Origin of the sequence: Cryobacterium fucosi (genome assembly GCF_004403515.1) — a bacterium.
Lineage (GTDB): Bacteria > Actinomycetota > Actinomycetes > Actinomycetales > Microbacteriaceae > Cryobacterium > Cryobacterium fucosi.
The window spans coordinates 1-21573 of sequence record NZ_SOHH01000039.1 but is presented as its reverse complement, the minus strand read 5'-3'; the positions used below and the strand labels follow the sequence as shown (position 1 = coordinate 21573).

Annotated in this window: 22 protein-coding genes; 16 read left to right on the top strand and 6 right to left on the bottom strand. The window is 69.1% G+C overall.

Annotated features, from left to right (window positions below; translation table 11 throughout):
• The first annotated feature begins 5 nt into the window (after positions 1 to 5).
• The 9 genes from E3T48_RS04295 to E3T48_RS04255 all read left to right on the top strand — a co-directional run bounded on the left by E3T48_RS04295 (position 6) and on the right by E3T48_RS04255 (position 5930).
• Complete coding sequence (locus tag E3T48_RS04295; protein ID WP_134522615.1) at positions 6 to 362, top strand: holo-ACP synthase; 357 nt, start codon at positions 6 to 8, stop codon at positions 360 to 362.
• On the top strand, positions 359 to 1555 hold the full coding sequence (alr, locus tag E3T48_RS04290; RefSeq protein WP_134522614.1) for an alanine racemase: 1197 nt from the start codon (positions 359 to 361) through the stop codon (positions 1553 to 1555). The genes E3T48_RS04295 and alr overlap by 4 nt, the downstream gene beginning before the upstream one ends.
• An 8-nt stretch (positions 1556 to 1563) precedes the next feature.
• A complete protein-coding gene (gene tsaE / locus E3T48_RS04285; protein WP_134522664.1) occupies positions 1564 to 2106 on the top strand; it encodes a tRNA (adenosine(37)-N6)-threonylcarbamoyltransferase complex ATPase subunit type 1 TsaE in 543 nt (180 codons plus the stop codon).
• 9 nt (positions 2107 to 2115) lie between these two features.
• The gene (gene tsaB, locus E3T48_RS04280) at positions 2116 to 2748 is read left to right on the top strand and encodes a tRNA (adenosine(37)-N6)-threonylcarbamoyltransferase complex dimerization subunit type 1 TsaB (protein WP_134522613.1); all 633 of its coding nucleotides are present in this window, start codon (positions 2116 to 2118) and stop codon (positions 2746 to 2748) included.
• 1 nt (position 2749) lies between these two features.
• Positions 2750 to 3265 (top strand): ribosomal protein S18-alanine N-acetyltransferase, encoded by a 516-nt coding sequence (gene rimI, locus E3T48_RS04275; protein ID WP_134522612.1) that lies wholly within the window; start codon positions 2750 to 2752, stop codon positions 3263 to 3265.
• Positions 3262 to 4329 (top strand): tRNA (adenosine(37)-N6)-threonylcarbamoyltransferase complex transferase subunit TsaD, encoded by a 1068-nt coding sequence (gene tsaD, locus E3T48_RS04270; protein WP_134522611.1) that lies wholly within the window; start codon positions 3262 to 3264, stop codon positions 4327 to 4329. Before rimI ends, tsaD begins: the two co-directional genes overlap by 4 nt.
• Before the next feature lie 142 nt (positions 4330 to 4471).
• Entirely contained in the window at positions 4472 to 4870 is a 399-nt protein-coding gene (locus tag E3T48_RS04265; protein WP_134522610.1) for a DUF4190 domain-containing protein, read from the top strand.
• Between the two features lie 56 nt (positions 4871 to 4926).
• Entirely contained in the window at positions 4927 to 5493 is a 567-nt protein-coding gene (locus E3T48_RS04260) for a DUF4190 domain-containing protein (RefSeq protein WP_134522609.1), read from the top strand.
• An 8-nt stretch (positions 5494 to 5501) separates the two neighbouring features.
• Positions 5502 to 5930, top strand: a complete 429-nt coding sequence (locus E3T48_RS04255) for a hypothetical protein (protein ID WP_134522608.1) — start codon at positions 5502 to 5504, stop codon at positions 5928 to 5930.
• Between the two features lie 38 nt (positions 5931 to 5968).
• Here the strand turns inward: E3T48_RS04255 and E3T48_RS04250 are convergent, their stop codons facing one another.
• On the bottom strand, positions 5969 to 7168 hold the full coding sequence (locus E3T48_RS04250; RefSeq protein WP_134522607.1) for a class I SAM-dependent methyltransferase: 1200 nt from the start codon (positions 7166 to 7168) through the stop codon (positions 5969 to 5971).
• A 129-nt stretch (positions 7169 to 7297) separates the two neighbouring features.
• Here E3T48_RS04250 and groES point away from each other — a divergent pair, with 129 nt between their 5' ends.
• The 4 genes from groES to E3T48_RS04230 all read left to right on the top strand — a co-directional run bounded on the left by groES (position 7298) and on the right by E3T48_RS04230 (position 10820).
• Positions 7298 to 7594 carry a co-chaperone GroES gene (groES, locus tag E3T48_RS04245; protein WP_066597535.1) on the top strand — a complete coding sequence of 99 codons (297 nt, stop codon included), beginning with the start codon at positions 7298 to 7300 and terminating at the stop codon, positions 7592 to 7594.
• 87 nt (positions 7595 to 7681) lie between these two features.
• Entirely contained in the window at positions 7682 to 8635 is a 954-nt protein-coding gene (gene rarD, locus E3T48_RS04240) for an EamA family transporter RarD (protein ID WP_134522606.1), read from the top strand.
• Positions 8636 to 8672: 37 nt separating this feature from the next.
• Positions 8673 to 9398 (top strand): ABC transporter substrate-binding protein, encoded by a 726-nt coding sequence (locus E3T48_RS04235; RefSeq protein WP_134522605.1) that lies wholly within the window; start codon positions 8673 to 8675, stop codon positions 9396 to 9398.
• Positions 9399 to 9524: 126 nt separating this feature from the next.
• Complete coding sequence (locus E3T48_RS04230) at positions 9525 to 10820, top strand: ABC transporter substrate-binding protein (protein WP_134522604.1); 1296 nt, start codon at positions 9525 to 9527, stop codon at positions 10818 to 10820.
• 286 nt (positions 10821 to 11106) lie between these two features.
• Here E3T48_RS04230 and E3T48_RS04225 read toward each other — a convergent pair whose 3' ends face one another.
• From E3T48_RS04225 to E3T48_RS04210, 4 genes are read right to left on the bottom strand one after another with little or no spacing between them, the layout of a single operon-like run.
• Positions 11107 to 11877 carry an ABC transporter ATP-binding protein gene (locus E3T48_RS04225; protein WP_134522603.1) on the bottom strand — a complete coding sequence of 257 codons (771 nt, stop codon included), beginning with the start codon at positions 11875 to 11877 and terminating at the stop codon, positions 11107 to 11109.
• Positions 11864 to 12787 (bottom strand): ABC transporter ATP-binding protein, encoded by a 924-nt coding sequence (locus tag E3T48_RS04220; RefSeq protein WP_134522602.1) that lies wholly within the window; start codon positions 12785 to 12787, stop codon positions 11864 to 11866. Before E3T48_RS04220 ends, E3T48_RS04225 begins: the two co-directional genes overlap by 14 nt.
• On the bottom strand, positions 12777 to 13757 hold the full coding sequence (locus E3T48_RS04215; RefSeq protein WP_134522663.1) for a branched-chain amino acid ABC transporter permease: 981 nt from the start codon (positions 13755 to 13757) through the stop codon (positions 12777 to 12779). The genes E3T48_RS04220 and E3T48_RS04215 overlap by 11 nt, the downstream gene beginning before the upstream one ends.
• Before the next feature lie 14 nt (positions 13758 to 13771).
• Positions 13772 to 15049 (bottom strand): branched-chain amino acid ABC transporter permease, encoded by a 1278-nt coding sequence (locus E3T48_RS04210; protein WP_134522601.1) that lies wholly within the window; start codon positions 15047 to 15049, stop codon positions 13772 to 13774.
• A 311-nt stretch (positions 15050 to 15360) separates the two neighbouring features.
• On the opposite strand from E3T48_RS04210, the gene guaB reads away from it, so the two are divergent.
• Positions 15361 to 16863: an IMP dehydrogenase gene (guaB, locus tag E3T48_RS04205; protein WP_134522600.1), complete on the top strand. Its 1503-nt coding sequence runs from the start codon at positions 15361 to 15363 to the stop codon at positions 16861 to 16863.
• Positions 16864 to 17256: 393 nt separating this feature from the next.
• Here guaB and E3T48_RS04200 read toward each other — a convergent pair whose 3' ends face one another.
• Positions 17257 to 18399, bottom strand: a complete 1143-nt coding sequence (locus E3T48_RS04200) for a MalY/PatB family protein (protein ID WP_134522662.1) — start codon at positions 18397 to 18399, stop codon at positions 17257 to 17259.
• A 112-nt stretch (positions 18400 to 18511) separates the two neighbouring features.
• On the opposite strand from E3T48_RS04200, the gene E3T48_RS04195 reads away from it, so the two are divergent.
• Together E3T48_RS04195 and E3T48_RS04190 are read left to right on the top strand one after the other, a co-directional pair.
• Positions 18512 to 19630: a GuaB3 family IMP dehydrogenase-related protein gene (locus tag E3T48_RS04195; RefSeq protein ID WP_134522599.1), complete on the top strand. Its 1119-nt coding sequence runs from the start codon at positions 18512 to 18514 to the stop codon at positions 19628 to 19630.
• A gap of 40 nt (positions 19631 to 19670) precedes the next feature.
• Positions 19671 to 21401, top strand: a complete 1731-nt coding sequence (locus tag E3T48_RS04190) for a glycerol-3-phosphate dehydrogenase/oxidase (protein WP_166789625.1) — start codon at positions 19671 to 19673, stop codon at positions 21399 to 21401.
• Positions 21402 to 21573 lie beyond the last annotated feature (172 nt).

The window sequence follows — 21573 nt, the reverse complement described above, 5'->3', positions numbered from 1 at the left end:
GCCGCATGATTCGAGGCATCGGGGTCGACATCGTCGACCTCGCGCGCTTCGAACGCCAGGTGCTGCGCACGCCCGGGCTCGTGCCGCGACTGTTCACCCCTGCCGAACGTGAGCTGCCGCTGCATTCGCTGGCCGCCCGGTTCGCCGCCAAGGAGGCGCTGATCAAGGCGCTCGGCGACAGCGCGGGGGCAACCTGGCAGGAGATGGAGGTCGTCGCCGACGAGCACGGCAACCCCGGCTTCCGACTCTCCGGCGGCGTCGCCGAGGTGCTGCGGGCGAGGAAGATCAGCACCGTTCACCTGACGATGACACACGACGCGGGCGTGGCCTGCGCCTTCGTGGTCGCGGAGGGCGACTCATGACCGGTTTCCGGGAAGCGGTCGTCGACCTCGGCGCCATCGCGGCCAACGTCGCCCACCTGCGCACCGTGGTCGGCACCCCGCACCTGATGGCCGTGGTCAAGGCGAACGCCTACGGCCACGGCGCCCTGCCGGTGGCCCGAACGGCACTCGCCGCCGGCGCGGACTGGCTCGGGGTCGCCGACGTCGAGGAGGCGCTCCAGCTGCGTGACGGCGGCATCGACGCACCCATCCTGGCCTGGCTGCACGACCCAGACGTCGACTTCGCGCCGGCGATCGGCAGGGGCATCGACCTCGGCCTGTCGTCCGCGCGTCAACTCAGGCAGGCGGCGGATGCCGCGGCGGCCCTGGGCCGCACGGCCTCGGTACAGCTCAAACTCGAGACCGGGCTCAACCGCAACGGCGTGCACGAACCGGACTGGCCCGACGTCTTCGCGCTGGCCGCCGGGTTCGAGCGGGCCGGCCTGCTCAGCGTGCGAGGCCTCTTCAGCCACCTCTCCAACGCGTCCCCCGCCGACGACGCGGATGCGGTCGGACGCTTCGAGCGGGGCGTGCGGCTGGCCGCCGAGGCGGGACTGACCCCGAGCCTCATCCACCTTGCCTCGACGGCCGCCGCACTCCGGCTGCCCGCGGCGCGTTTCTCGCTGGTGCGGATCGGAATCGGCCTGTACGGGCTGTCGCCGTTCGACGACCAGAGCTCGCACGACCTGGGCCTCGTCCCCGCGATGACCCTGCGCGGACGGGTCGCGGCCGTGCGCCGAGTCGCCGCGGGCGCAGGGGTCTCCTACGACCACCTCTGGCGGGCGCCCGAAGACGGCAACCTCGCCCTCGTTCCTCTCGGCTATGCCGACGGGGTGCCACGGCAGGCGTCGGGTGCCGCGAGCGTGCGGATCCGCGGCGGCACGCATCCGATCGTCGGCCGGATCGCGATGGACCAGTTCGTCGTGAGCGTCGGCCAGGCAGACGTCGCCGTCGGCGACCAGGTCGTGCTGTTCGGCGATCCCGCGACCGGCGCCCCCAGCGCCACCGACTGGGCGGACGCCGCCGGCACCATCAACTACGAGATCGTGACCCGGGTCGGGCACCGGGTGCCGCGCAGCTACCCGCAGCCGGGACCGGGCTCTCCGGCCGGCCCTGACGCCGCAGCGGCCCCCGACGCGACGCCCGCGTCGGCCGCACCCGACCCGGAGGGTTGACCGGCATCATGCGCACCGTGATCCCCGACGCTGCCGAAATGCACGATTTCGGCGCCGCCCTGGCCGGGCGGTTGCGGGCCGGCGACCTGGTGGTGCTCACCGGGCCGCTCGGCGCGGGCAAGACCACCTTCACCCGCGGCCTGGGCGTTGGCCTGCGGGTTCGCGGCTCCGTGACCAGCCCCACCTTCGTGCTCGCCCGCACCCATCCCAGCACGGTCGGCGGCCCGCCCCTCGTGCACGTCGACGCCTACCGCCTGTCGAGTGCCGTCGAACTCGACGACCTCGACATCGACTTCCCGCACTCGATCGTCGTCGTCGAGTGGGGCCGCGGCATGCTCGACGGCCTCACCGAATCGTGGCTGGACATCGAGATCGAGCGCCCGCTGGGCGCATCGCAGGCCGCGCCGTCCGGCCTCTCCGACGACGGGTTCGACCTCGACGAGCCCCGCACGGTCACGATCACGGCGCACGGTCCGCGTTGGGCGGGAGACGCCGGATTCGATCCCGAGGCCGCCGACGACGAGGCCGGGGACCCGCGGCGCAGCGAATAGGCTGGTGAGGTGCTTCTCGCCATCGATACCTCCGCCGGCACGAGCGTCGCCGTCGTCGACCTCGAGCGTGGCGTCCTCGCCGAACTCGGCACCGACGACACCATGCGCCACGCCGAGGTGGTCGGCCGGCTGATCGCCGACTGCCTCGCCGCAGCCGGAATCGGTGTCGGCGACCTCTCCGCGGTCGTCGGGGGGATGGGCCCCGGCCCGTTCACGGGGCTTCGGGTCGGGATCGCCGCCGCGCGCGTCTTCGCCCTCGGCGCCGGCACACCGTTCGTGCCGATCGTCAGCCACGACGCCATCGCCTACGGCCGCTACCGCGCCGGCCACGTCGGCGCTCTCGTCGTGGTCACCGACGCGCGTCGCCGCGAGGTGAACTGGTCCGCGTACAGCGGGGCGGATGCCGTCGGCCTGCCGATCCGCATCGACGCGCCCGGGGTGGCGAAACCGGCCGTGTTGCAGGAGCCCGACTGGACGCACGTCGGATCGCCCCGTTTCGACGCGGCGACGGTGTCCGCGGGCGACCTGGGACTCGTCGCCGAGCTCAGCCGGGCCCACCACCGTGCCTTCGCCGTCGACGAGGCGCTCTACCTGCGGTCGCCCGACGTCACCATGTCCTCGGGCCGGAAACGGGTGAGCTGAGATGACCTGGCAACTGCGGCGGGCCACCCGCGCCGACGTCGACGCCATCATGGCGCTCGAAACCCGCATCTTCGAGAACGACGCCTGGTCGACGGAGGCAATGGCCCGGGACGTCACCGACCCGGACTGTTACTACCTCGTGGCCTTCCCGCCGGACACACCCACCCAGATCGACGCCTACGCCGGGCTGCAGGCGCCCCGCGGGGCGCTGGAGGGCGACATCCAGACGATCGCGGTCACCGAGGAAGCCCGGGGACACGGCCTCGGACGCACCCTCGTTCAGACCCTGCTCACCGAGGCCCGCAAGCGCGGCGCTCGCGAGGTGTTCCTCGAGGTGCGCGCCGACAATCCGGGGGCACAGCATGTCTACCGCCGGCTCGGCTTCGAGGAACTCGGTGTGCGCCGCGGCTACTACCAGCCCGACAACGTCGACGCCCTGGTGATGCGCGTGCGGCTGCCAGACCCGGAGATGGCCCCGACGACGACGGCACCCGTACGCCTGGAGGCGACCGAATGAACCGCACGAACCCGCTGGTCCTCGGGATCGAGACCTCCTGCGACGAGACCGGGATCGGAATCGTGCGCGGCACCACGCTGCTCTCCAACACGATCGCGTCGTCGATGGACGAACACGCCCGCTACGGGGGAGTCGTGCCGGAGGTGGCCGCCCGAGCCCATCTCGAGGAGCTCGTGCCGGCGATCCGCGCCGCGACCGCCGAGGCGGGCATCAGCCTGGCCGAGATCGACGCGGTCGCCGTGACCTGCGGCCCGGGCCTCTCCGGTGCGCTCATGGTCGGCGTCGGCGCGGCGAAGGCCCTGGCGATCTCGCTCGGCACACCGATCTACGCGGTCAACCACCTGGTCGGGCACGTCGGGGCCGACCTGCTGCGCACCGATGAGGACCAGACCGATGCCCCGCTCGAGTACCCGACAATCGCGCTCCTCGTCTCCGGCGGGCACACGTCCCTGCTACTGGTGCGAGACCTCGTCTCCGATGTCGAACTCCTCGGCGAGACCATTGACGACGCGGCAGGGGAGGCGTTCGACAAGGTGGCCCGCATCCTGGGCTTGCCCTACCCCGGCGGTCCGCAGATCGACCGGGCCGCGCTGGAGGGTGACCCCGCGGCGATCCGTTTTCCCCGCGGTCTCAGCCAGGCCAAGGACATGGCCAGGCACCGCTACGACTTCTCCTTCTCCGGGCTGAAGACCTCGGTGGCCCGGTGGGTCGAGCAGCGGCAGGATGCGGGCGACCCCGTGCCGGTCGCCGACGTGGCGGCCAGCTTCCGCGAGTCCGTCGTCGACATCCTGTTGACCAAGGCCGTCGCTGCCTGCGTCGACTTCGAGGTCCCGCGGCTGCTGCTGGGCGGCGGCGTGATCGCCAACGCCCGGCTGCGCCAGGTGGCCGCGGAGCGCACGGATGCCGCCGGCATCGCCCTCCGCATCCCGCCGCTGTCGCTCTGCACCGACAACGGCGCCATGATCGCCGCCCTCGGCGCACAACTGATCATGGCCGGGCACGAGCCCTCGTCGCTCGAGTTCGGGGCTGACTCGACGCTGCCGGTCTCCGAGATCCAGGTCTGAAACCCGGCCTCATCCGAGGTTCCCCGGGGAAAGGGATACTCTGGGCGAGTGGGACCCGCTTCGTCTTGCACGTTGACACCTCGCGGCCCGCGCTGTCACTATGGCACCGCCCCACCACCCACCTGCTGAAGGAGCGCACGACATGACCGACCCGAATCTGCCGCCGGTGACCCCGCCCCCGACCGGCCAGCCGCCGACCGGCCAGCCGCCGATCTACCAGCCGCCGGCCGCGCCGGCCTACGGAGCCCCGGCCGCGCCGGCCTACGGGCAGAACGGCGCCTACGCTCAGGCACCCGCCGACAAGTACAACGTGCTGGCGATCGTCTCGCTCGTGTCGGCCTTCTTCATCTCCCTCGTCGCGATCATCACCGGGCACATCGCCCTGAGCCAGATCAAGAGGACCGGCGAGAAGGGTCGCGGTCTCGCAATCGGGGGCCTCGTGCTCGGCTACCTCGGCGTGCTGGCCGCGATCATCGTCATCATCGTGTGGTTCGTGGTCATCGTCGCCGCGGTCAACGACGGGTCCATCTCCGGCTATTGATCTTCCCGCGGCGAGGCCGCGGTTCGGACTGAATTATGTGGAAAGGACAGTTGCTCATGAGCAATTCGAATACACCAGACCTCTCCGGGGTGCCCCACGTGCCCGATGTGCCGCATGTGCCGGATGTGCCGCAGGTGCCGGATGTGCCGCAGGTGCCCGATGTGCCGCAGGTGCCCGACTTCCCGAACACGTCAGCCGTGCCGCCGGTCCCGCCCGCCTACGCTTCGGCCACGCCGCCGCCCGGCCCCGGTGCCGGTCCCGCCGCCCCGCCGCCCTACGCCGGCCCGCCGCCGCCGACCTACGGTGCGCCGTATGCTGCCTATCCGGGCCGGCCTGCCACCAAACAGCCGATTTTCAGCATCCTGGCACTCGTCGCCGGTGTCATCGGAATCCTCGGCTCCCCGGTGGTGTTCATCCCGATCGCCGGCGGCATTTTCGGGCTCTTCATCCCGGCTGCGGCCGTCGTGCTCGGTTTCCTCGGTCGCACCAAGGAGCCGCGCGCGAAGGGGTTCTGGCTTACCGGAATCATCACCGGGGCAATCGGTGTCGCCCTGGCGCTGCTGAGCATCGTGATCTGGGCCGTCGTCTTCGCCAACATCCCCGACACCGGATACTCCTACTGAACCGGTCCATGGAGGCGGAACGCCCGGACGGGGAGCAGCCCGCCCCGCACGCCGGACGCGGTGACTTCCGGCTGGACCTCGCGCGACCGCGGGCCCCGGTCGACGGCGAACTGGACTACGCGTCGACCGTGACGGCGCCCACCGAGTGGGTGCCGTACGTCTACACCGACACCGAGTTGCAGTCGCGCGAGGGCGGTCGGGGCTTGTCGGCGGCGGCGCTCGTCATGGGGCTGGCCGGGCTGCTCGTCGCCCTGTTCGGAGTCTGGGGGGCGCCGTTCTCGCTGGCGGCCATCGTGCTGGCGATCCTGGCGCGCCGGTCCGAACCCCTCGGCGGTGCGCTCTGGGTCTGGGGGCTCGTCTCCGGTCTCGCCGGCCTGGCGATCGTGATCGGCTGGTGCGTGATCATCAGCCAGGCCCTCGCCCGGATCGCGTACTGACTCCAGGCAACCGATCCGCGGCCGGCGGCGGATTCGCCTCAGGCCAGTGTGCGCACACGCTCCACGAGCAGGGCGACCCGCTGGCCGGCAACCCGGGTGAGCACGAGCGTGGCCGATTCCGACCCCTTCAGCCGCAGCCGGGTGCGCAGCGTGGCCGGGTCTATGTCCACACCGCGTTTCTTGATCTCCAGCGTGCCGATCCGGCGTTCCTGCAGCGCCAGGCGGAGCTTCTTCTCGTCGAACGGAAGCACCTCCCGCACCCGGAAGGCCGTGGCGAACGGGGTCGGACGCAGGGTCTCGGAGGTGAGGTAGGCGATTCCCTCGCTCAGCATGAGGGCGCCCTGTGATCGGGCCAGGTCACCGATCAGGCGGGCGCGGATGACCGCACCGTCTGGCTCGTAGAGGTAATCGCCGAGCACCCCCACCGCCACGTCCTCGCTGTCGGCGGGCGCGCTCAGCTCGTGGGTCCCCTCCCGGTCCAGGAGCAGGGCCGACCGGCGGATGCCGTCGCGGGCCAGGGCGCCGAACCACAGGCCCATCTCCACCAATGTGCCATCGACGGACACCCACTGCGCCTCCGCGCGGGCCGGGATGAGTTCGCGGTCGTGCCCCGGGCCCAGCTTGACGCCGATCGGCATCCGTTCGCTCAGCCCGAACACGAAGTCGAGGTTCGGGGAATAGTCCTCCGGGCGGGTCAGACGGGAGGTGTTGGTGTGGCCCGCGGTGCGCCGGGCCGGGTCCAGCCAGGCAGCGTCGAAGCCGGACAGGTCGAACGTCCCGGCGTCGCCCTGTGCCACCTCCGCGTTGTCGAACGGGGCGAGGTTGAAGCTGGCGACGGTCGCGGTCACCTCGTCGGTGTCCACCGCCGTCACGGCGAGGTCCATTGCCGCCATCGCCATGGCGTCGCCGCCGATCCCGCACCCGAGGTCGACGACCCGACCGAGTGAGGCCCCTACGAACCGGCCGGCGTGCAGTGCGGCGACACGCAGCCTGGTGGCCTGCTCCAGGCCGGCCTCGGTGAACAGCATCCGCCCGGCGAACTCGCCGAACTTGGGCACGGCCCGTGCTCGCAGCCGCGACTGGTTCAGCACGGCGGTGACCAGGCCGGGGGCGTGGCCGACCTTGCGCAGGTCGCTCACCATCCGCACGACGTCGCCCGCCGGTTCATAGGGCGGCAGGGAGTCCAGCAGACGCAAGCCGTCCGGCGACAACAGCTCGACGAGCTCTGAGCGATCCATCCCGCAAACCTACCAACCATGCGCGCATCTGGCACTCACGTTGCGTGAGTGCCAGATGCGCCCTAAACTCGACTTAGCACTCTCGCTGTGAGTCTGCCAACCAAGTCTTAGCTAAGAAAGAGGTCAACCGTGTCGGTCTCCATCAAGCCGCTCGAGGATCGCATCGTCATCAAGCAGGTCGACGCAGAGCAGACCACCGCATCAGGTCTGGTCATTCCTGACACCGCCAAGGAAAAGCCCCAGGAGGGCGAAGTCGTCGCCGTCGGCCCCGGCCGCATCGACGACAACGGCAACCGCATCCCGCTCGATGTCGCCGTCGGCGACAAGGTGATCTACTCCAAGTACGGCGGAACCGAGGTCAAGTTCGGTGGCGAGGATCTCCTCGTGCTGTCGGCCCGCGACGTGCTCGCGGTCGTCGTCCGCTAGTCAGACGCACCACGCAGCAAATCCCGGATGGCCATGGCCACCCGGGATTTGTCGTTTCCGGGGGCCGTCCCCGAGGATAGGCAGACCATGGACACCGAAACCGAGACGGACGCCGCGGCACGCCGCCCGCAGCGGAGCGCGCACAGCACCGGGCTCATCTACGCGGTCCTCGCCTACGGGCTCTGGGGGATGCTGCCGCTCTACTTCCTGCTGCTCACCCCCACCGGGGCGTTCGAGGTCGTCGCGTGGCGGGTGCTGTTCTCCCTGGTCTTCTGCACGCTGCTGATCACGGTCACGAGAAGGTGGGGTCGGTTCCTCGCGGTACTGCGCCGCCCGCGGATCGTCTGGACCATGGGCCTGGCCGGCATCCTCATTTTCGTCAACTGGCAGACCTACGTCTTCGGCACGCTGTCGGGCCACGTGGTCGAGGCCGCGCTCGGCTACTTCATCAACCCGATCGTGACCGTGTTCCTCGGTGTCCTGGTGCTGCACGAGAGGCTCCGGGCGCTCCAGTGGGTGGCCATGGGCATCAGCCTCGCCGCCGTGGTCGTGCTCACCGTCGGCTACGGCTCGCTGCCGTGGATCTCTCTCGTGCTCGCGTTCTCGTTCGGCTTCTACGGGCTGATCAAGAAACGGGTCGGGCACAGCGTCGACGCCCTGGCCGGACTCACCCTGGAAACCATCTGGCTGGCTCCCATCGCGATCGTGCAGCTGATCGTCGTCGGTACCGTCTCCGGGCTCACCTTCGGCGCCATCTCGCCGTGGCACACGGTCGGTCTCCTGACCACCGGGGTCGTCACGGCCGTGCCGCTGCTCTTCTTCGCGGCCGCGGCCCGGCGCCTCCCGCTCACCTACCTGGGGCTCATTCAGTTCATCGCGCCCATCCTGCAGTTCCTGGTCGGCGTGTTCATCCTGCGTGAGCCGATGCCGCCCGAACGCTGGGTCGGTTTCGGCCTGGTCTGGGTGGCGCTGGTCATCCTGACCGCGGACATGGTCGTCAGCGGGCGTGCCCCTCGGCGAGCGTCCCTCGAACCGGCCTGACCCGCGTTACGCTCGGGGCACCGCGAAAGGACTCCGGATGCCCCGCCGCACCACTGCCGCCGCGCTCGCGCTCGCGGGTCTTCTCCTCGCCACCGTCGCGGGCTGCTCGCCGACCACCGCTTCCGCCCCGCCGAAAGCCGCACCCGTCGGCGCACCGCGGGTGGCGGCATCCGGTGACGACACGCTGCTCCTGGGCTCGCTGTTCCCGATGACGGGGGAGGCCTCCGCATCCGGGGCGGCCCAGGTCGCCGGTGCCGAGCTGGCGGCCCGGGAGATCTCGGAGCAGGGTCTCGCACTCGGCCACCCGGTCGTCATCGTGCACCGGGACTCCGTCCGCGACGTGAGCGCCGCCGTCGCCGACCTCCTCGCCCGCGGCGTGGACGCCGTGCTCTGGGACGCGACCAGTCCGGTGCCGGAGGACGTCGCATCCGCGCTCGCCTCGGCCCGGGTCGCGCTGGTGCCACTCGCCGAATTCGCGAACGGGGGCACCCCGCTCGACGCCGGCGACGAGTTCGCGGCACGCCTGCGCACCATGGACCCCGGGATGGAGGGCACGGCCGGCGGCGGCGAGGCCTACGACGGAGTGATCCTCACGGCACTGGCCGCGGTGGAGTCCCACGACGACGGCGGCCGGTCGATCGCACCCGCCCTCGTCCGGGTGAGTTCGGGCCCGGTGGCCTGCGGCTCCTGGGGAGAATGTGCGGCCGCGCTGGCCGGGACGCAACAGATCGCCTATGAGGGCGTCACCGGCCGCCGATCGTAACGATTTGGGTCGCGTTACACGGATGTAACCCGGTTGTCTTGTTTCGCGCGATTCCTGTCAATAATGTGACAGAACGGCAGTCAATCGATCGCCGGGACCTTTCACTTCCTATTCCCAAGGAGCAACATGAGCGTATTCGCGAAGGCCTCGGCCTCCCGCTCAGTCCGGGCAGTCATCACTGGTGTCGCAATGGTCGGCGTCAGCGCACTTCTGCTCACCGGATGCAGCAGCAATTCTGCTACCCCGACTGCATCGGACACGCCCGCTGCGAGTGGAGACGCCAAGGCCGTCAAGGCCGGCGACCGCAATCTCACCCTCAAAATCGGCACGATCCTTCCCCAGAGTGGCGCCCTGGCGTTCCTCGGCCCGCCTGAAGAGGCCGGTGTCGCACTCGCCGTCAAGGACATCAACGACGCGAAGCTCGGGATCACCGTCGACCCCGTCTACCGCGACTCGGGCGACACCACGACCGACACCGCTACCGTGTCGGTGACCGACCTCCTGTCCCAGGATGTCTCGGCCATCGTCGGTGCCGCCTCCTCCGGCGTCTCGAAGACCGTGATCGACCAGATCACCGGCGCCGGTGTCGTGCATTTCTCGCCGGCCAACACCTCGCCGGACTTCACGACGTACGACGACAAGGGCCTGTACTGGCGTACTGCGCCGTCCGACCTGCTCCAGGGCGAGGTGCTCGGCAACCAGATCGCCGAGGACGGCAACAGCACCCTCGGGCTGATCGTGCTCAACGACGCGTATGGCACGGGCCTGGCCGAATCGACCGCCGCCGCTTTCGAGAGTGCCGGTGGCAAGGTCGTCGCCAAGTCGCTGTTCAACGAGGGCGACTCGAACTTCGCCGCCCAGATCTCCGAAGTGACCGCCGCCAAGCCGGATGCGATCGCCCTGATCACGTTCGACCAGGCCAAGGTCATCACGCCCGCCCTCGTCGGCTCCGGCTTCCCGGGCGGCAAGCTCTACTTCGTCGACGGGAACCTGTCCGACTACAGCAAGGACTTCGCCGCGGATCTCATCACCGGTTCGAAGGGCACGCTGCCCGGACTCGACGTCGGAACGCTGGGTGACTTCACCACGCGCCTGAAGGAGATCGACCCGACCCTGACCGACTTCAGCTACGCGGCCGAGTCCTACGACGCCGTCGTGCTGATCGCGCTCGCCGCCTACGCTGCGAACGACGTCAAGGGCCAGTCCATCGCCGACTACCTCCGCCAGGTCTCGGGCGGCACCGGCGACGGCACCAAGGTCACCGACTTCAAGACGGCCGCCAAGGCCCTCGCGAAGGGTGAGCAGATCAACTACGACGGCTTCTCCGGCCCTGTCACGTTCGATGAGAACGGCGACCCGACCGAGGCGACCATCGGCGTTTACGAGTACAAGGCAGACAACACGTACAAGCGCATCAACTAGCCGCCACAACGCACGACGGAGGGGCCCCGACTTCGGTCGGGGCCCCTCCGTCGTTCCCGTCCCCTGCAGCGCCCAGAGCGGTCCGGGACGGGGTGCAATTCAGGAGAATCGGGCCGGACCGGCCGCGGAGGCCCCGGAACTGTGCGGCGGAGGGCGGCGAAAGTCCGGAGTCTCCTGAATTGGGCACGCGGGGGTCGGGGGCACGGGGGTCCTGGCACACAGAGAAGCGACGCCCGAGGATGTCCTCTGGCGCCGCTCCTGTGCCCGGCAGGGGGGCGTGGTGTGGCTAGTCGTCCTGCCCGAGGGTGCCCAGGTACAGGCCGATCACCTTGGGGTCGTTCAGCAGTTCACGGCCGGTTCCCGTGTACGCGTCCCGGCCCTGGTCGAGCACGTAACCGCGGTCGCAGATCTGCAGGCAGCGGCGCGCATTCTGCTCGACCATGATCGTGGTCACCCCCGCCTTGTTGATCTCCTTGACCCGCAGGAACGCCTCGTCCTGGCGCACAGGCGACAGGCCGGCGCTCGGCTCGTCGAGCAGCAGCACGTGCGGGCCCATCATCAGCGCCCGGGACATGGCGACCATCTGGCGCTCGCCGCCCGACAGGGATCCGGCCCGCTGCTGCAGGCGCTTCCTCAGTTCCGGGAAGATCTCGGTCACGAACTCGAGCCGCTCCGCGAGACCCTTCGGCTTCTGGAACATGCCCATTTCCAGGTTCTCCTGGATGGTGAGCGTGGGAAAGACGTTGTTGGTCTGCGGGACGAAGCCGACGCCCTTGGAGACCAGCTTGTTCGCCTTGAGATTGGTGATGTTCTCCCCGCGGAGCAGGATCTCGCCCTCGCGCACCTTGACCTGGCCGAAGATCGACTTGAGCAGCGTCGACTTGCCGGCGCCGTTCGGGCCGATGATGCCGATCAGCTCGCCGTCGTAGGCGGTCAGCGAGCAGGCGTTGAGGATGTTCACACCCGGCAGGTAGCCGGCCGTGACGGTCTTCACGTCGACGACGGGCACGCCCGTCTGCGCGGACGCGGGGGCGGTGGTCGGGCTAGAATTCGTCATCGAGCAGCTCCTTGATCGCTACGACGTGTTCCTTCTCGGCGGAGGGGTCCGCGCCGAGGTCTTCGTCGTGGTGCTGGCCCAGGTAGGCGTCGATCACGGCGGGGTTGCGCATGACCTCGTGCGGATCGCCTTCGGCGACCACCCGGCCCTCGGCCATCACGATGACCCAGTCGGCGATGTGGCGCACCATGTGCATATCGTGTTCGACGAAGAGCACGCTCATGCCCTGGGTCTTCAGGTTGAGGATGTGGTCGAGCAGTGACTGGGTCAGGGCCGGGTTCACGCCGGCCATCGGCTCGTCGAGCATGACCAGGGTCGGCTCGCTCATCAGGGCGCGGGCCATCTCGAGGAGCTTGCGCTGGCCGCCGGACAGGCTGGCGGCGTAGTCGTCCTTCTTGGTGTCCAGCTTGAACCGGGTGAGGATGTCGATGGCCCTCGCCTTGTTCTCCTCCTCCTGCTTGCGCCAGAAGAACGGCAGCATCGCCCGGAACAGGTTCTCCCCGGACTGGCCCTTCGCTCCGAGGAGCATGTTGTCCATCACCGTGAGCAGGCCGAGCGCCTTCGTGAGCTGGAACGTGCGCACCTGGCCCATCCGGGCCACCTTGAACGCCGGCATCCCGGACAGGGACCGGCCCTCGAAGGTCCACGAACCGCTGTCGGGCTTGTCGAAGCCGGTCAACAGGTTGAACAGGGTGGTCTTGCCCGCGCCGTTCGGCCCGATCAGGGCCGTGATGGCGCCGCGGGGGATCTCCACGTGGTCGACGTCGACGGCCTTGAGCCCGCCGAAGGTGCGGCTCACGCCGTCCGCGATCAGGATCGGGTCGCGCTTCCGGCAACCGGGTTCGGCCGCGCCGATGTGCAGGTCGATCGACTTGACCGGCTTGCTGCTGGGAACGGGATTACTTGACAAAGGCCAACTCCTTCTTGTTTCCGAAGATGCCCTGCGGTCTGAAGATGACTATGAGCATGATCGCGACACCCACGAGGATGAAGCGCAATTGTCCGGCCTGGACGCTGGTCATGAACGGCAGCCAGCCGGCCTCGACGGCCCGGGCGATGAAGCCGGAGAAGAACGAGAGCAGCACCCAGAAGATCATCGAGCCGATGACCGGCCCGAGGATCGTGGCCGCGCCGCCGAGCAGCAGGATCGCATAGATGAAGAACGTAAGCGACGTCTGGTAGTTCGACGGGACCACCGCGCGCGGCAGCACGAAGATCATCCCGGCGATGGTGCCGAACACTCCGCCGAGGACCAGCGACTGCATCTTGTAGGAGTAGACGTTCTTGCCCAGGGCGCGCACGGCATCCTCGTCTTCACGGATGCCCTTGATCACCCGACCCCAGGGGCTGCGCATGATCTGCCAGGTGAACAGGCAGGCCAGCACCACGATCGTCCAGGCCACGATGCGCAGCCACCAGTCGTAGGCGTTGTACTCGAACGGCCCGAAGCCGTAGCTTCCTTCCGGGATCGGGTTCAGCGCCGCGAAGCCGCCCTTGTAGCCGCTCAGGCCGTTCGCCGAACCGGTCAGCGGCTCGAACGTGTTGGTCGTGAACAGCAGCCGAACGATCTCGGCGGCGGCGATCGTGACGATGGCCAGGTAGTCCGCACGCAGGCGCAGGGTCGGGATGCCCAGGACCAGCGCGAAGATCACGGATGCCCCGATCCCCACCAGCACGGCACCCCAGACCGGGAAGCCGAAGCTGAGGATGGAGATGGCGTACCCGTAGGCGCCGAGGGCCATGAAGCCGGCCTGGCCGAAGTTGAGCAGGCCGGTGTATCCGAAGTGGACCGCCAGCCCGAGCGCCGCGAGGGCGTAGGCGGCGGTGGTCGGGCTGATCAGCTCGACGGCCGCGTTGCTAAAGATTGCTCCCCAGTCGATCATCGGATGCCCTTCTAGCCAATTCTTTCTTTGCGACCCAGGATGCCTTGCGGCCGAAGCAGCAGCACCAGGATCAGCACAACGAGTGCACCGACGTATTTCAGGTCGGAAGGAAGCCACAGCGTCGACAGTTCGACGAAGAGACCGACGATCATCGAGCCGACCAGGGCGCCGAAGGCCGTGCCCAGGCCGCCCAGGGTCACGGCCGCGAAGACGAGCAGCAGGATCTGGAAGCCCATGTCCCAGCTGACGCCGGGGCGGAAGTAGGCCCAGAGGATGCCGCTGAGGCCGGCCAGGGCGCCGCCGACGACCCAGACGATCCGGATGACGCCGTCGACGTCGATCCCGCTCGCGGAGGCGAGGCTGGGGTTGTCCGACACGGCGCGGGTGGCCTTGCCGATGCGGGTGCGCAGCAGGAAGTAGGAGACGGCGAGCAGCACCACGATGCTGATGCCCATGCTTCCCAGGTCGATCAGGGACAGCCGGATCGGGCCGAATTGCAGGTCGGCCAGGCCGGAGCCGGGCAGTTGGCTGGTGCCGCCGCCGACGAAGAACTGGAAGACGTAGCGTAGGGCGAGCGACAGGCCGATGCTGACGATCATCAGCGGGATCAGGCCGACGCCCTTGCGGCGCAGCGGTTTCCAGATCACCGCATCGAGGGACCAGCCGAGCCCGGCGCTGAGCACGAGCGCGATGATGATGGCGAGCCAGACCGGCAGGCCCAGCGTGACCGAGAAGGCCAGGGTCATCAGGGCGCCGAAGGTGATCATCTCGGCGTGGGCGAAGTTGCTCAGCCCAGTGGTCCCGAAGATCAGCGACAGGCCGATCGCCGCCAGGGCCAGCAGGAGCCCGAAGTTGATGCCGTTCACGAACCGGTTCAGGAACTGGTCGAAGAAGCTGACCGTGACCCGGGTGCCTTCGCCGAGGAAGAAGTTCACCGATTTCACCTTGGTGAGCCCGAACTCGGCCTTGATGACGCTGCCGCCCTTGGCGACGATGACGCCCTTGGGAAGGGTCTTCTCGTCGAGGCTGACGGTGTACGCGGTCTTCTCCGGAACGCCGATCTTCCACTTTCCGTCGACACCGGTCTTGACCTCGGCCTCGTAGCCGGAGCCCTTGACCGTGATCAGGACTCCGTCCAGGGGCTTCTGGTTGAACTGGACGTTTCCGGCCAGGACGTAGTCGTATTGGTCGGTGCCCACTTCGTCCGCGTGTGCCGGGCTTGCCGACAGCGTGGAGAACGTGGACATCGTCAGGGCTGCGAAGAGCAGACCGAGGAAGATCACCAACATCCTGGGTGAGTATCTGCGAACAGCTTCAGTGGAATTCACTGCACCTCCATGGCGGCATGCTGGGTCTGTCACCGAGCCTGCCCCGGGTCTCACCTGCCAACATCATTGTCGACAGTACGTGCCGATTATGTCTCATATGTTTCGGCAATGTTCCTCCCCACGACGATTTCGTCCGTTGGAATGGGCCAGTCGCGCTGTTTAATCCCGCCGGAATGCGCGGGGGGGCGATCTCGCTTAACATTGATGAACCGGTCGCATCCCGTTGGATTCCCGGACTTCTTCCATTTTTCAGCTCACGCAAAAGGGGTTTCATGGATCAGCCAGATCCGTTCGGTTTCACCGGGCTCACCTACGACGACGTGCTGCTCCTGCCGGGGCACACCGACGTCATTCCCAGTGAAGCCGAGACAATGTCTCGGCTGACGCGTCGGATCAGCGTGGCCACGCCGCTGCTTTCCAGCGCGATGGACACCGTCACCGAGACCCGGATGGCCATCGCGATGGCCCGCGAAGGCGGACTCGGGGTGCTGCACCGCAACCTCTCGATTTCCGATCAGGCGGAGCAGGTCGACCTGGTCAAACGTAGCGAATCCGGCATGATTACCAATCCGGTAACAACTTCGCCCGACGCCACCGTGGCGGAGGTCGACGCGCTCTGCGGCCAGTACCGGATCAGCGGCCTCCCGGTGATCGACTCGGACGGCGTGCTCGTCGGAATCATCACCAACCGCGACATGCGCTTCGTCTCCGGCACCAAGAAGCACACCACCCGTGTGCGCGAGGTCATGACGACCGCGCCCCTGATCACCGGCAAGGTCGGGATGGCGCCGATGGACGCCGTCGCCATCTTCGCCAGGCACAAGATCGAGAAACTGCCGTTGGTCGACGACGCGGGCCGGCTCACCGGCCTGATCACCGTCAAGGACTTCGACAAGAGCGAGGAATACCCCTTCGCGACCAAGGACGACGCCGGGCGCCTGCGCGTCGGCGCGGCGATCGGCTTCTTCGGCGACGCCTGGCAGCGCGCCACCGCGCTGCTCGAGGCCGGCGTTGACGTGCTCGTGGTGGACACCGCCAACGGCGACAGTGCCGGGGTGCTGGACATCATCCGTCGGCTGAAGACCGACCCGGCCTTCGCCGACGTCGACGTGATCGGCGGCAACGTGGCGACCCGCTCCGGCGCCCAGGCGCTCATCGAGGCCGGCGCGGACGCGATCAAGGTGGGCGTCGGTCCCGGCTCGATCTGCACCACCCGCATCGTCGCCGGTGTGGGCGTGCCGCAGATCACCGCCGTCTACCAGGCGTCGCTCGCGGCCAGGGAGGCCGGCATCCCCGTGATCGCCGACGGCGGCCTGCAGTACTCGGGGGACATCGCCAAGGCTCTGGTGGCCGGGGCGGACACCGTCATGCTCGGCTCCCTCCTCGCCGGCTGCGACGAGAGCCCCGGGGAACTCGTCTTCGTCAACGGCAAGCAGTTCAAGACCTACCGCGGCATGGGGTCGCTTGGCGCACTGCAGAGCCGCGGCACGAAGACGTCGTACTCGAAGGACCGCTACTTCCAGTCGGATGTCCCGTCCGACGACAAGCTCATTCCCGAGGGCATCGAGGGCCAGGTTCCCTATCGCGGCCCGGTGTCTGCCGTGGCATACCAGCTGATCGGCGGACTGCGCCAGTCGATGTTCTACGTGGGGGCGCGCACGATCGACGAACTCAAGCAGAAGGGCAAGTTCGTGCGGATCACCGCCGCTGGGCTCAAGGAGTCGCACCCGCACGACGTGCAGATCGTGGTCGAGGCGCCCAACTACCGGCGCTGATCGCTGACCGGCCCGGGTGCTGATCGATCTTGTGCGGTGATCGAGCGCGTGCGGTGATCGAGCTTGTGCGGTGATCGAGCGCGTGCGGTGATCGAGCTTGTGCGGTGACCGAGCTTGTGCGGTGATCGAGCTTGTCGAGATCCGGGGTCTCGACAGGCTCGACCACCGGGGTCTGCTCGAGGTTCGGGGTCTCGACAGGCTCGACCACCGGGGTCTGCTCGAGGTTCGGGGTCTCGACAGGCTCGACCACCGGGGCCGGCTCGACCACGGGGGTCTGCTCGAGGTTCGGGGTCTCGACAGGCTCGACCGCCGCACGCGATCGACCGCCGCACGCGATCGACCGCCGCACGCGCTCGACCACCGCACAGGCTCGACCATCGGGGCCTGCGGGCGTCAGACCGCGGCGGCGAGACGCGAGATCGCCTCCGAGAGAACCTCGGCCGAGCAGGCGAAGTTGAGGCGGGCAAAGCCCTTCCCGGGAGCGCCGAACATCGGGCCGGGGCTGAGCGCCACCTTCGCGCGCTCCAGGGCGACGACCGCCGGGTCGTCCCCCCAGCCGAGGCTGCGGAGGTCGAGCCAGGCCAGGAAGCCCGCGTTGGGCGGGCTGTACCCCACGCCGGGCAGCTGCGCGTCGAGCAGGGCGCCGAGCAGGCGGCGATTGGAGTCCAGCGCGGCGAGCACCCCGTCGAGCCACGGTTGCCCGTGCCGGAAGGCTGCGACACCGGCGATCAGGCCGAACTGGCTCGTGCGCCAGGACACCTCCTGCGGCAGGCCGGTGACGACCCGGCGCATCCGCTCTGATGCCGTGACGATGAGCGCGCACTTGAGCCCGGCGAGGTTCCAGGTCTTGCTCGCTGAGGTGAGGCACACGCCGTGCTCCGCGGCCTCCGGCGACACGGTCAGGTAGGGCGTGAAGGCGGCCCCGGGCTGGGTGAGCGGCGCGTGGACCTCGTCGCTGACCACCGTCACGCCGTGGCGGGCGGCCAGCTCGGCCAGCGCGGTGAGGTCCTCGATGCCGTGTGGATGCCCGATCGGGTTGTGCGGGTTGCAGAGAAGGATGAAGCGGGTCCCGCCGAGGAAGGCCCGCTCGAGCGCGTCGAGGTCGAGCGTCCAGCCCGTGTGGCCGTGAAGGAGCGGCACCGGATCGACCCGGCCGCCGGCCTCGGCGACCAGGTCGAAGAACGGCGGGTAGACCGGGGGAGTGATCACGACCCGGTCGCCGGGGAGGATCAGGCCGCGGAGCGTCTCGACGATGGCGACGCTGACATCCGTGGTGCTCGACACCTGGTCAGGATCGACCCGCCAGCCCCACCGGGTTCGGGCGAACCCGGCGAACGCGTCGCCGAGGCCGTTGACCGGAGCGGCGTAGCCGGTGTCGCTGCGGCGCACGGCGTCGTACAGGGCGTCCGCGACCGGCTCGGCCAGCGGGTAGTCCATCTCGGCGATGAACAGCGGCAGGACGTCGCCCGGGTAGGTGCGCCATTTCATGCTCGTGCGTTCGCGCAGCAGGGTCAGAGGTTCGGCGGTGACGTCCATCACCTCAGGATGCACCTTCCGGTCGGCGCCGTCGAGGGTGCCGGCCTCGGTGACCGCCCTCGCTCCCGGTGCCGGGTGGGCGGTGTCGGCGGGCGGCACCTAAGCTGGAACCATGGAAATCGAGATCGGCCGTTCCAAGCGCGCTCGCCGCGTGTATGCCTTCGACGACATTGCGATTGTGCCCAGCCGGCGCACCCGCGACCCGGAGGATGTCTCGGTCGGCTGGACCATCGACGCGTACCAGTTCTCCATCCCCTTCCTCGCCGCGCCGATGGACTCCGTGGTGTCGCCGACGACGGCCATCATGATGGGCCAGCTCGGCGGGGTCGGCGTGCTCGACCTCGAGGGGCTGTGGACCCGCTACGACGACCCCGAACCGCTCCTCGCCGAGATCCGCGAACTGCCCGCCGGCCTCGCGACCGCACGGATGCAGGAGATGTACGCCGAGCCGATCAAGCCGAGCCTCGTCACCGAGCGCCTGGCCCAGATCCGCGCCGCCGGCGTCACCGTTGCCGGTGCCCTGTCGCCCCAGCGCACCCAGGAACTGTATGAGACGGTCGTCGCCGCGGGCGTCGACCTGTTCGTCATCCGCGGCACCACGGTGTCCGCCGAGCACGTCTCCCAGAACCAGGAGCCGCTCAACCTCAAGAAGTTCATCTACGAGCTCGACGTGCCCGTCATCGTCGGCGGCGCCGCCACGTACACCGCGGCCCTCCACCTGATGCGCACCGGCGCGGCCGGCGTGCTCGTCGGTTTCGGCGGCGGCGCCGCCTCCACGACCCGGGCCTCGCTCGGCATCCACGCCCCCATGGCCACGGCCGTGGCCGACGTCGCCGGCGCGCGCCGGGACTACATGGACGAGTCCGGCGGCCGTTACGTGCACGTCATCGCCGACGGCGGCCTGAACACCTCCGGCGACATCGTCAAGGCCATCGCCTGCGGCGCCGATGCGGTCATGCTCGGCACGGCGCTGGCCAGGGCGACGGATGCCCCCGGCGGCGGCTTCCACTGGGGTCCCGAGGTCCACCACTCGAAGCTGCCCCGCGGCAAGCGCGTCGAGGTGGGCGCCCTGGCCCCGCTCGAGACCATTCTCTACGGACCGACCCCGATCGCCGACGGCACCGCGAACCTCGTCGGCGCGCTGCGCCGTTCGATGGCGACCACCGGGTATTCGGACCTCAAGGAATTCCAGCGCGTCGAAGTGGTTGTCGCGCCGTACCGAACGAACTAGCGTCAAGGTAAGCACCACACCATCAGGATGGAGTGAGCACATGGCCACAGGTAACTCGGTGTCACGGTCCACGAAACTGGGCCCTGACGAACGCGCGGCCGCGCTCGCGAGGTTGAAGGGCAAAGAGCTCGACATCCTTGTGGTCGGCGGGGGGATCGTCGGGGCGGGTTGCGCCCTGGATGCGGTCACCCGCGGCCTGAGCGTCGGCATCCTCGAGGCGCGGGACTGGGCCTCCGGCACGTCGAGCCGGTCGTCCAAGCTGGTGCACGGCGGCATCCGTTACCTGGAACAGCTCGACTTCCGGCTGGTGCGCGAGGCGCTCACCGAGCGGGGGCTCCTGCTGCAGCGCATCGCGCCGCACCTGGTGAAGCCGGTGCGGTTCCTCTACCCGCTCAAGAAACGCGTCACCGAGCGGTTCTACGTGGGCGCCGGGATGCTGCTTTACGATATCTTCTCGTACACCGGCGGGCGCCCGCCCGGCGTGCCGCACCACCGCCACCTGTCGAAGCGCCAGGTGAAGGGGCTCCTGCCCAGCCTGAACACCGATTCCATCGTCGGTGGCATCACCTACTACGACGCCCAGGTCGACGACGCCCTCTACGTGGCGTCCCTCGTGCGCACGGCCTCGTTCTACGGCGCCCACGCGGCCAGCCGGGTGCGGGTCGAGGGCTTCATCAAGGTCGGCGAACGGGTGGTCGGCGTGCAAGCCCACGACCTGCAGACCGGTGAGCGCTTCGAGGTGCGCGCCAAGCAGGTCGTCAATGCCACCGGGGTGTGGACCGACGACACCCAGCGGATGGTCGGCGAACGCGGCACGTTCAAGGTGCGCGCGTCGAAGGGGATTCACCTCGTCGTGCCGCGCGACCGGTTCCAGTCGGCGATGGGCCTGCTGCTCCGCACGGAGAAGAGCGTGCTCTTCGTGATCCCGTGGGGCCGGCACTGGCTGATCGGCACCACAGACACCGACTGGCACCTGGACAAGGCGCACCCGGCGGCCACCGCCGCCGACATCGACTACCTGCTCGAACATGTGAACGCGGTCGTCCGGGTTCCACTCACCCGGGAAGACGTCGAGGGCGTCTACGCCGGCCTCCGGCCCCTGCTCGCAGGCGAGTCCGAGAGCACCTCGAAGCTCTCGCGGGAGCACCTGGTCGGCCATTCGGTGCCTGGGCTGGTTGTGATCGCGGGCGGAAAGTGGACCACCTACCGCGTCATGGCGAAGGATGCCATCGACGCGGTCGTCGACGCGCTCGACGGGCGGATTCCGGCGTCGACCACCGATGACATCCCGCTGCTCGGTGCTGAGGGGTATCGCGCCGCGTGGAACAAGCGTGGCAGGATCGCCAAGGCGTTCGGGCTGCACACCGTGCGGATCGAGCACCTGCTCAATCGGTACGGCACCCTGACCGATGAACTGCTCGACCTGATCAAGGAGACACCGGAGCTCGGCGATCCGCTGCCCGGCGCCGACGACTACATCAAGGCCGAGGTCGTATATGCCGCGAGCCACATGGGAGCCCTGCACCTCGAAGATGTGTTGGCCAGGCGCACCCGGATCTCGATCGAGGCGTGGGACCGTGGCGTCTCGGCAGCGCCGGTCGCGGCCCGACTGATGGCCGAGGTGCTCGGCTGGGACACCGATCGGGAGGAACGCGAGGTGGCCTACTACCTCAAGCGGGTCGCCGCCGAACGGGCGTCACAGCTGGAGCCCGACGACGAGTCCGCCGACCGCGCACGGCTCGAGGCGCCGGACATCGCCGCAACGAAGTAGCGGGCGTTCCCTTCCGCCCCGTCCTTCCCCGGCACGCGGCAGCCGGTATCCGTCATCCGCCGCGCGGAGCGGCTAGCCCGCGCCCGTTTCCGCAGGCCGCGACGGCGGTCGCGGGCGCGGGCTGCGGTTCCGGGCGCGGCATCGGCGCGTTGACCGCGGGTGCGGCGGGCAT

Coding starts and splice junctions, on each gene's coding strand:
- E3T48_RS04295 (WP_134522615.1), top strand. CDS start 6: ATGATTCGAGGCATCGGGGTCGACATCGTCGACCTCGCGCGCTTCGAA.
- alr (WP_134522614.1), top strand. CDS start 359: ATGACCGGTTTCCGGGAAGCGGTCGTCGACCTCGGCGCCATCGCGGCC.
- tsaE (WP_134522664.1), top strand. CDS start 1,564: ATGCGCACCGTGATCCCCGACGCTGCCGAAATGCACGATTTCGGCGCC.
- rimI (WP_134522612.1), top strand. CDS start 2,750: ATGACCTGGCAACTGCGGCGGGCCACCCGCGCCGACGTCGACGCCATC.
- tsaD (WP_134522611.1), top strand. CDS start 3,262: ATGAACCGCACGAACCCGCTGGTCCTCGGGATCGAGACCTCCTGCGAC.
- E3T48_RS04265 (WP_134522610.1), top strand. CDS start 4,472: ATGACCGACCCGAATCTGCCGCCGGTGACCCCGCCCCCGACCGGCCAG.
- E3T48_RS04260 (WP_134522609.1), top strand. CDS start 4,927: ATGAGCAATTCGAATACACCAGACCTCTCCGGGGTGCCCCACGTGCCC.
- E3T48_RS04255 (WP_134522608.1), top strand. CDS start 5,502: ATGGAGGCGGAACGCCCGGACGGGGAGCAGCCCGCCCCGCACGCCGGA.
- E3T48_RS04250 (WP_134522607.1), bottom strand. CDS start 7,168: ATGGATCGCTCAGAGCTCGTCGAGCTGTTGTCGCCGGACGGCTTGCGT.
- rarD (WP_134522606.1), top strand. CDS start 7,682: ATGGACACCGAAACCGAGACGGACGCCGCGGCACGCCGCCCGCAGCGG.
- E3T48_RS04235 (WP_134522605.1), top strand. CDS start 8,673: ATGCCCCGCCGCACCACTGCCGCCGCGCTCGCGCTCGCGGGTCTTCTC.
- E3T48_RS04230 (WP_134522604.1), top strand. CDS start 9,525: ATGAGCGTATTCGCGAAGGCCTCGGCCTCCCGCTCAGTCCGGGCAGTC.
- E3T48_RS04225 (WP_134522603.1), bottom strand. CDS start 11,877: ATGACGAATTCTAGCCCGACCACCGCCCCCGCGTCCGCGCAGACGGGC.
- E3T48_RS04210 (WP_134522601.1), bottom strand. CDS start 15,049: ATGTTGGTGATCTTCCTCGGTCTGCTCTTCGCAGCCCTGACGATGTCC.
- guaB (WP_134522600.1), top strand. CDS start 15,361: ATGGATCAGCCAGATCCGTTCGGTTTCACCGGGCTCACCTACGACGAC.
- E3T48_RS04200 (WP_134522662.1), bottom strand. CDS start 18,399: ATGGACGTCACCGCCGAACCTCTGACCCTGCTGCGCGAACGCACGAGC.
- E3T48_RS04195 (WP_134522599.1), top strand. CDS start 18,512: ATGGAAATCGAGATCGGCCGTTCCAAGCGCGCTCGCCGCGTGTATGCC.
- E3T48_RS04190 (WP_166789625.1), top strand. CDS start 19,671: ATGGCCACAGGTAACTCGGTGTCACGGTCCACGAAACTGGGCCCTGAC.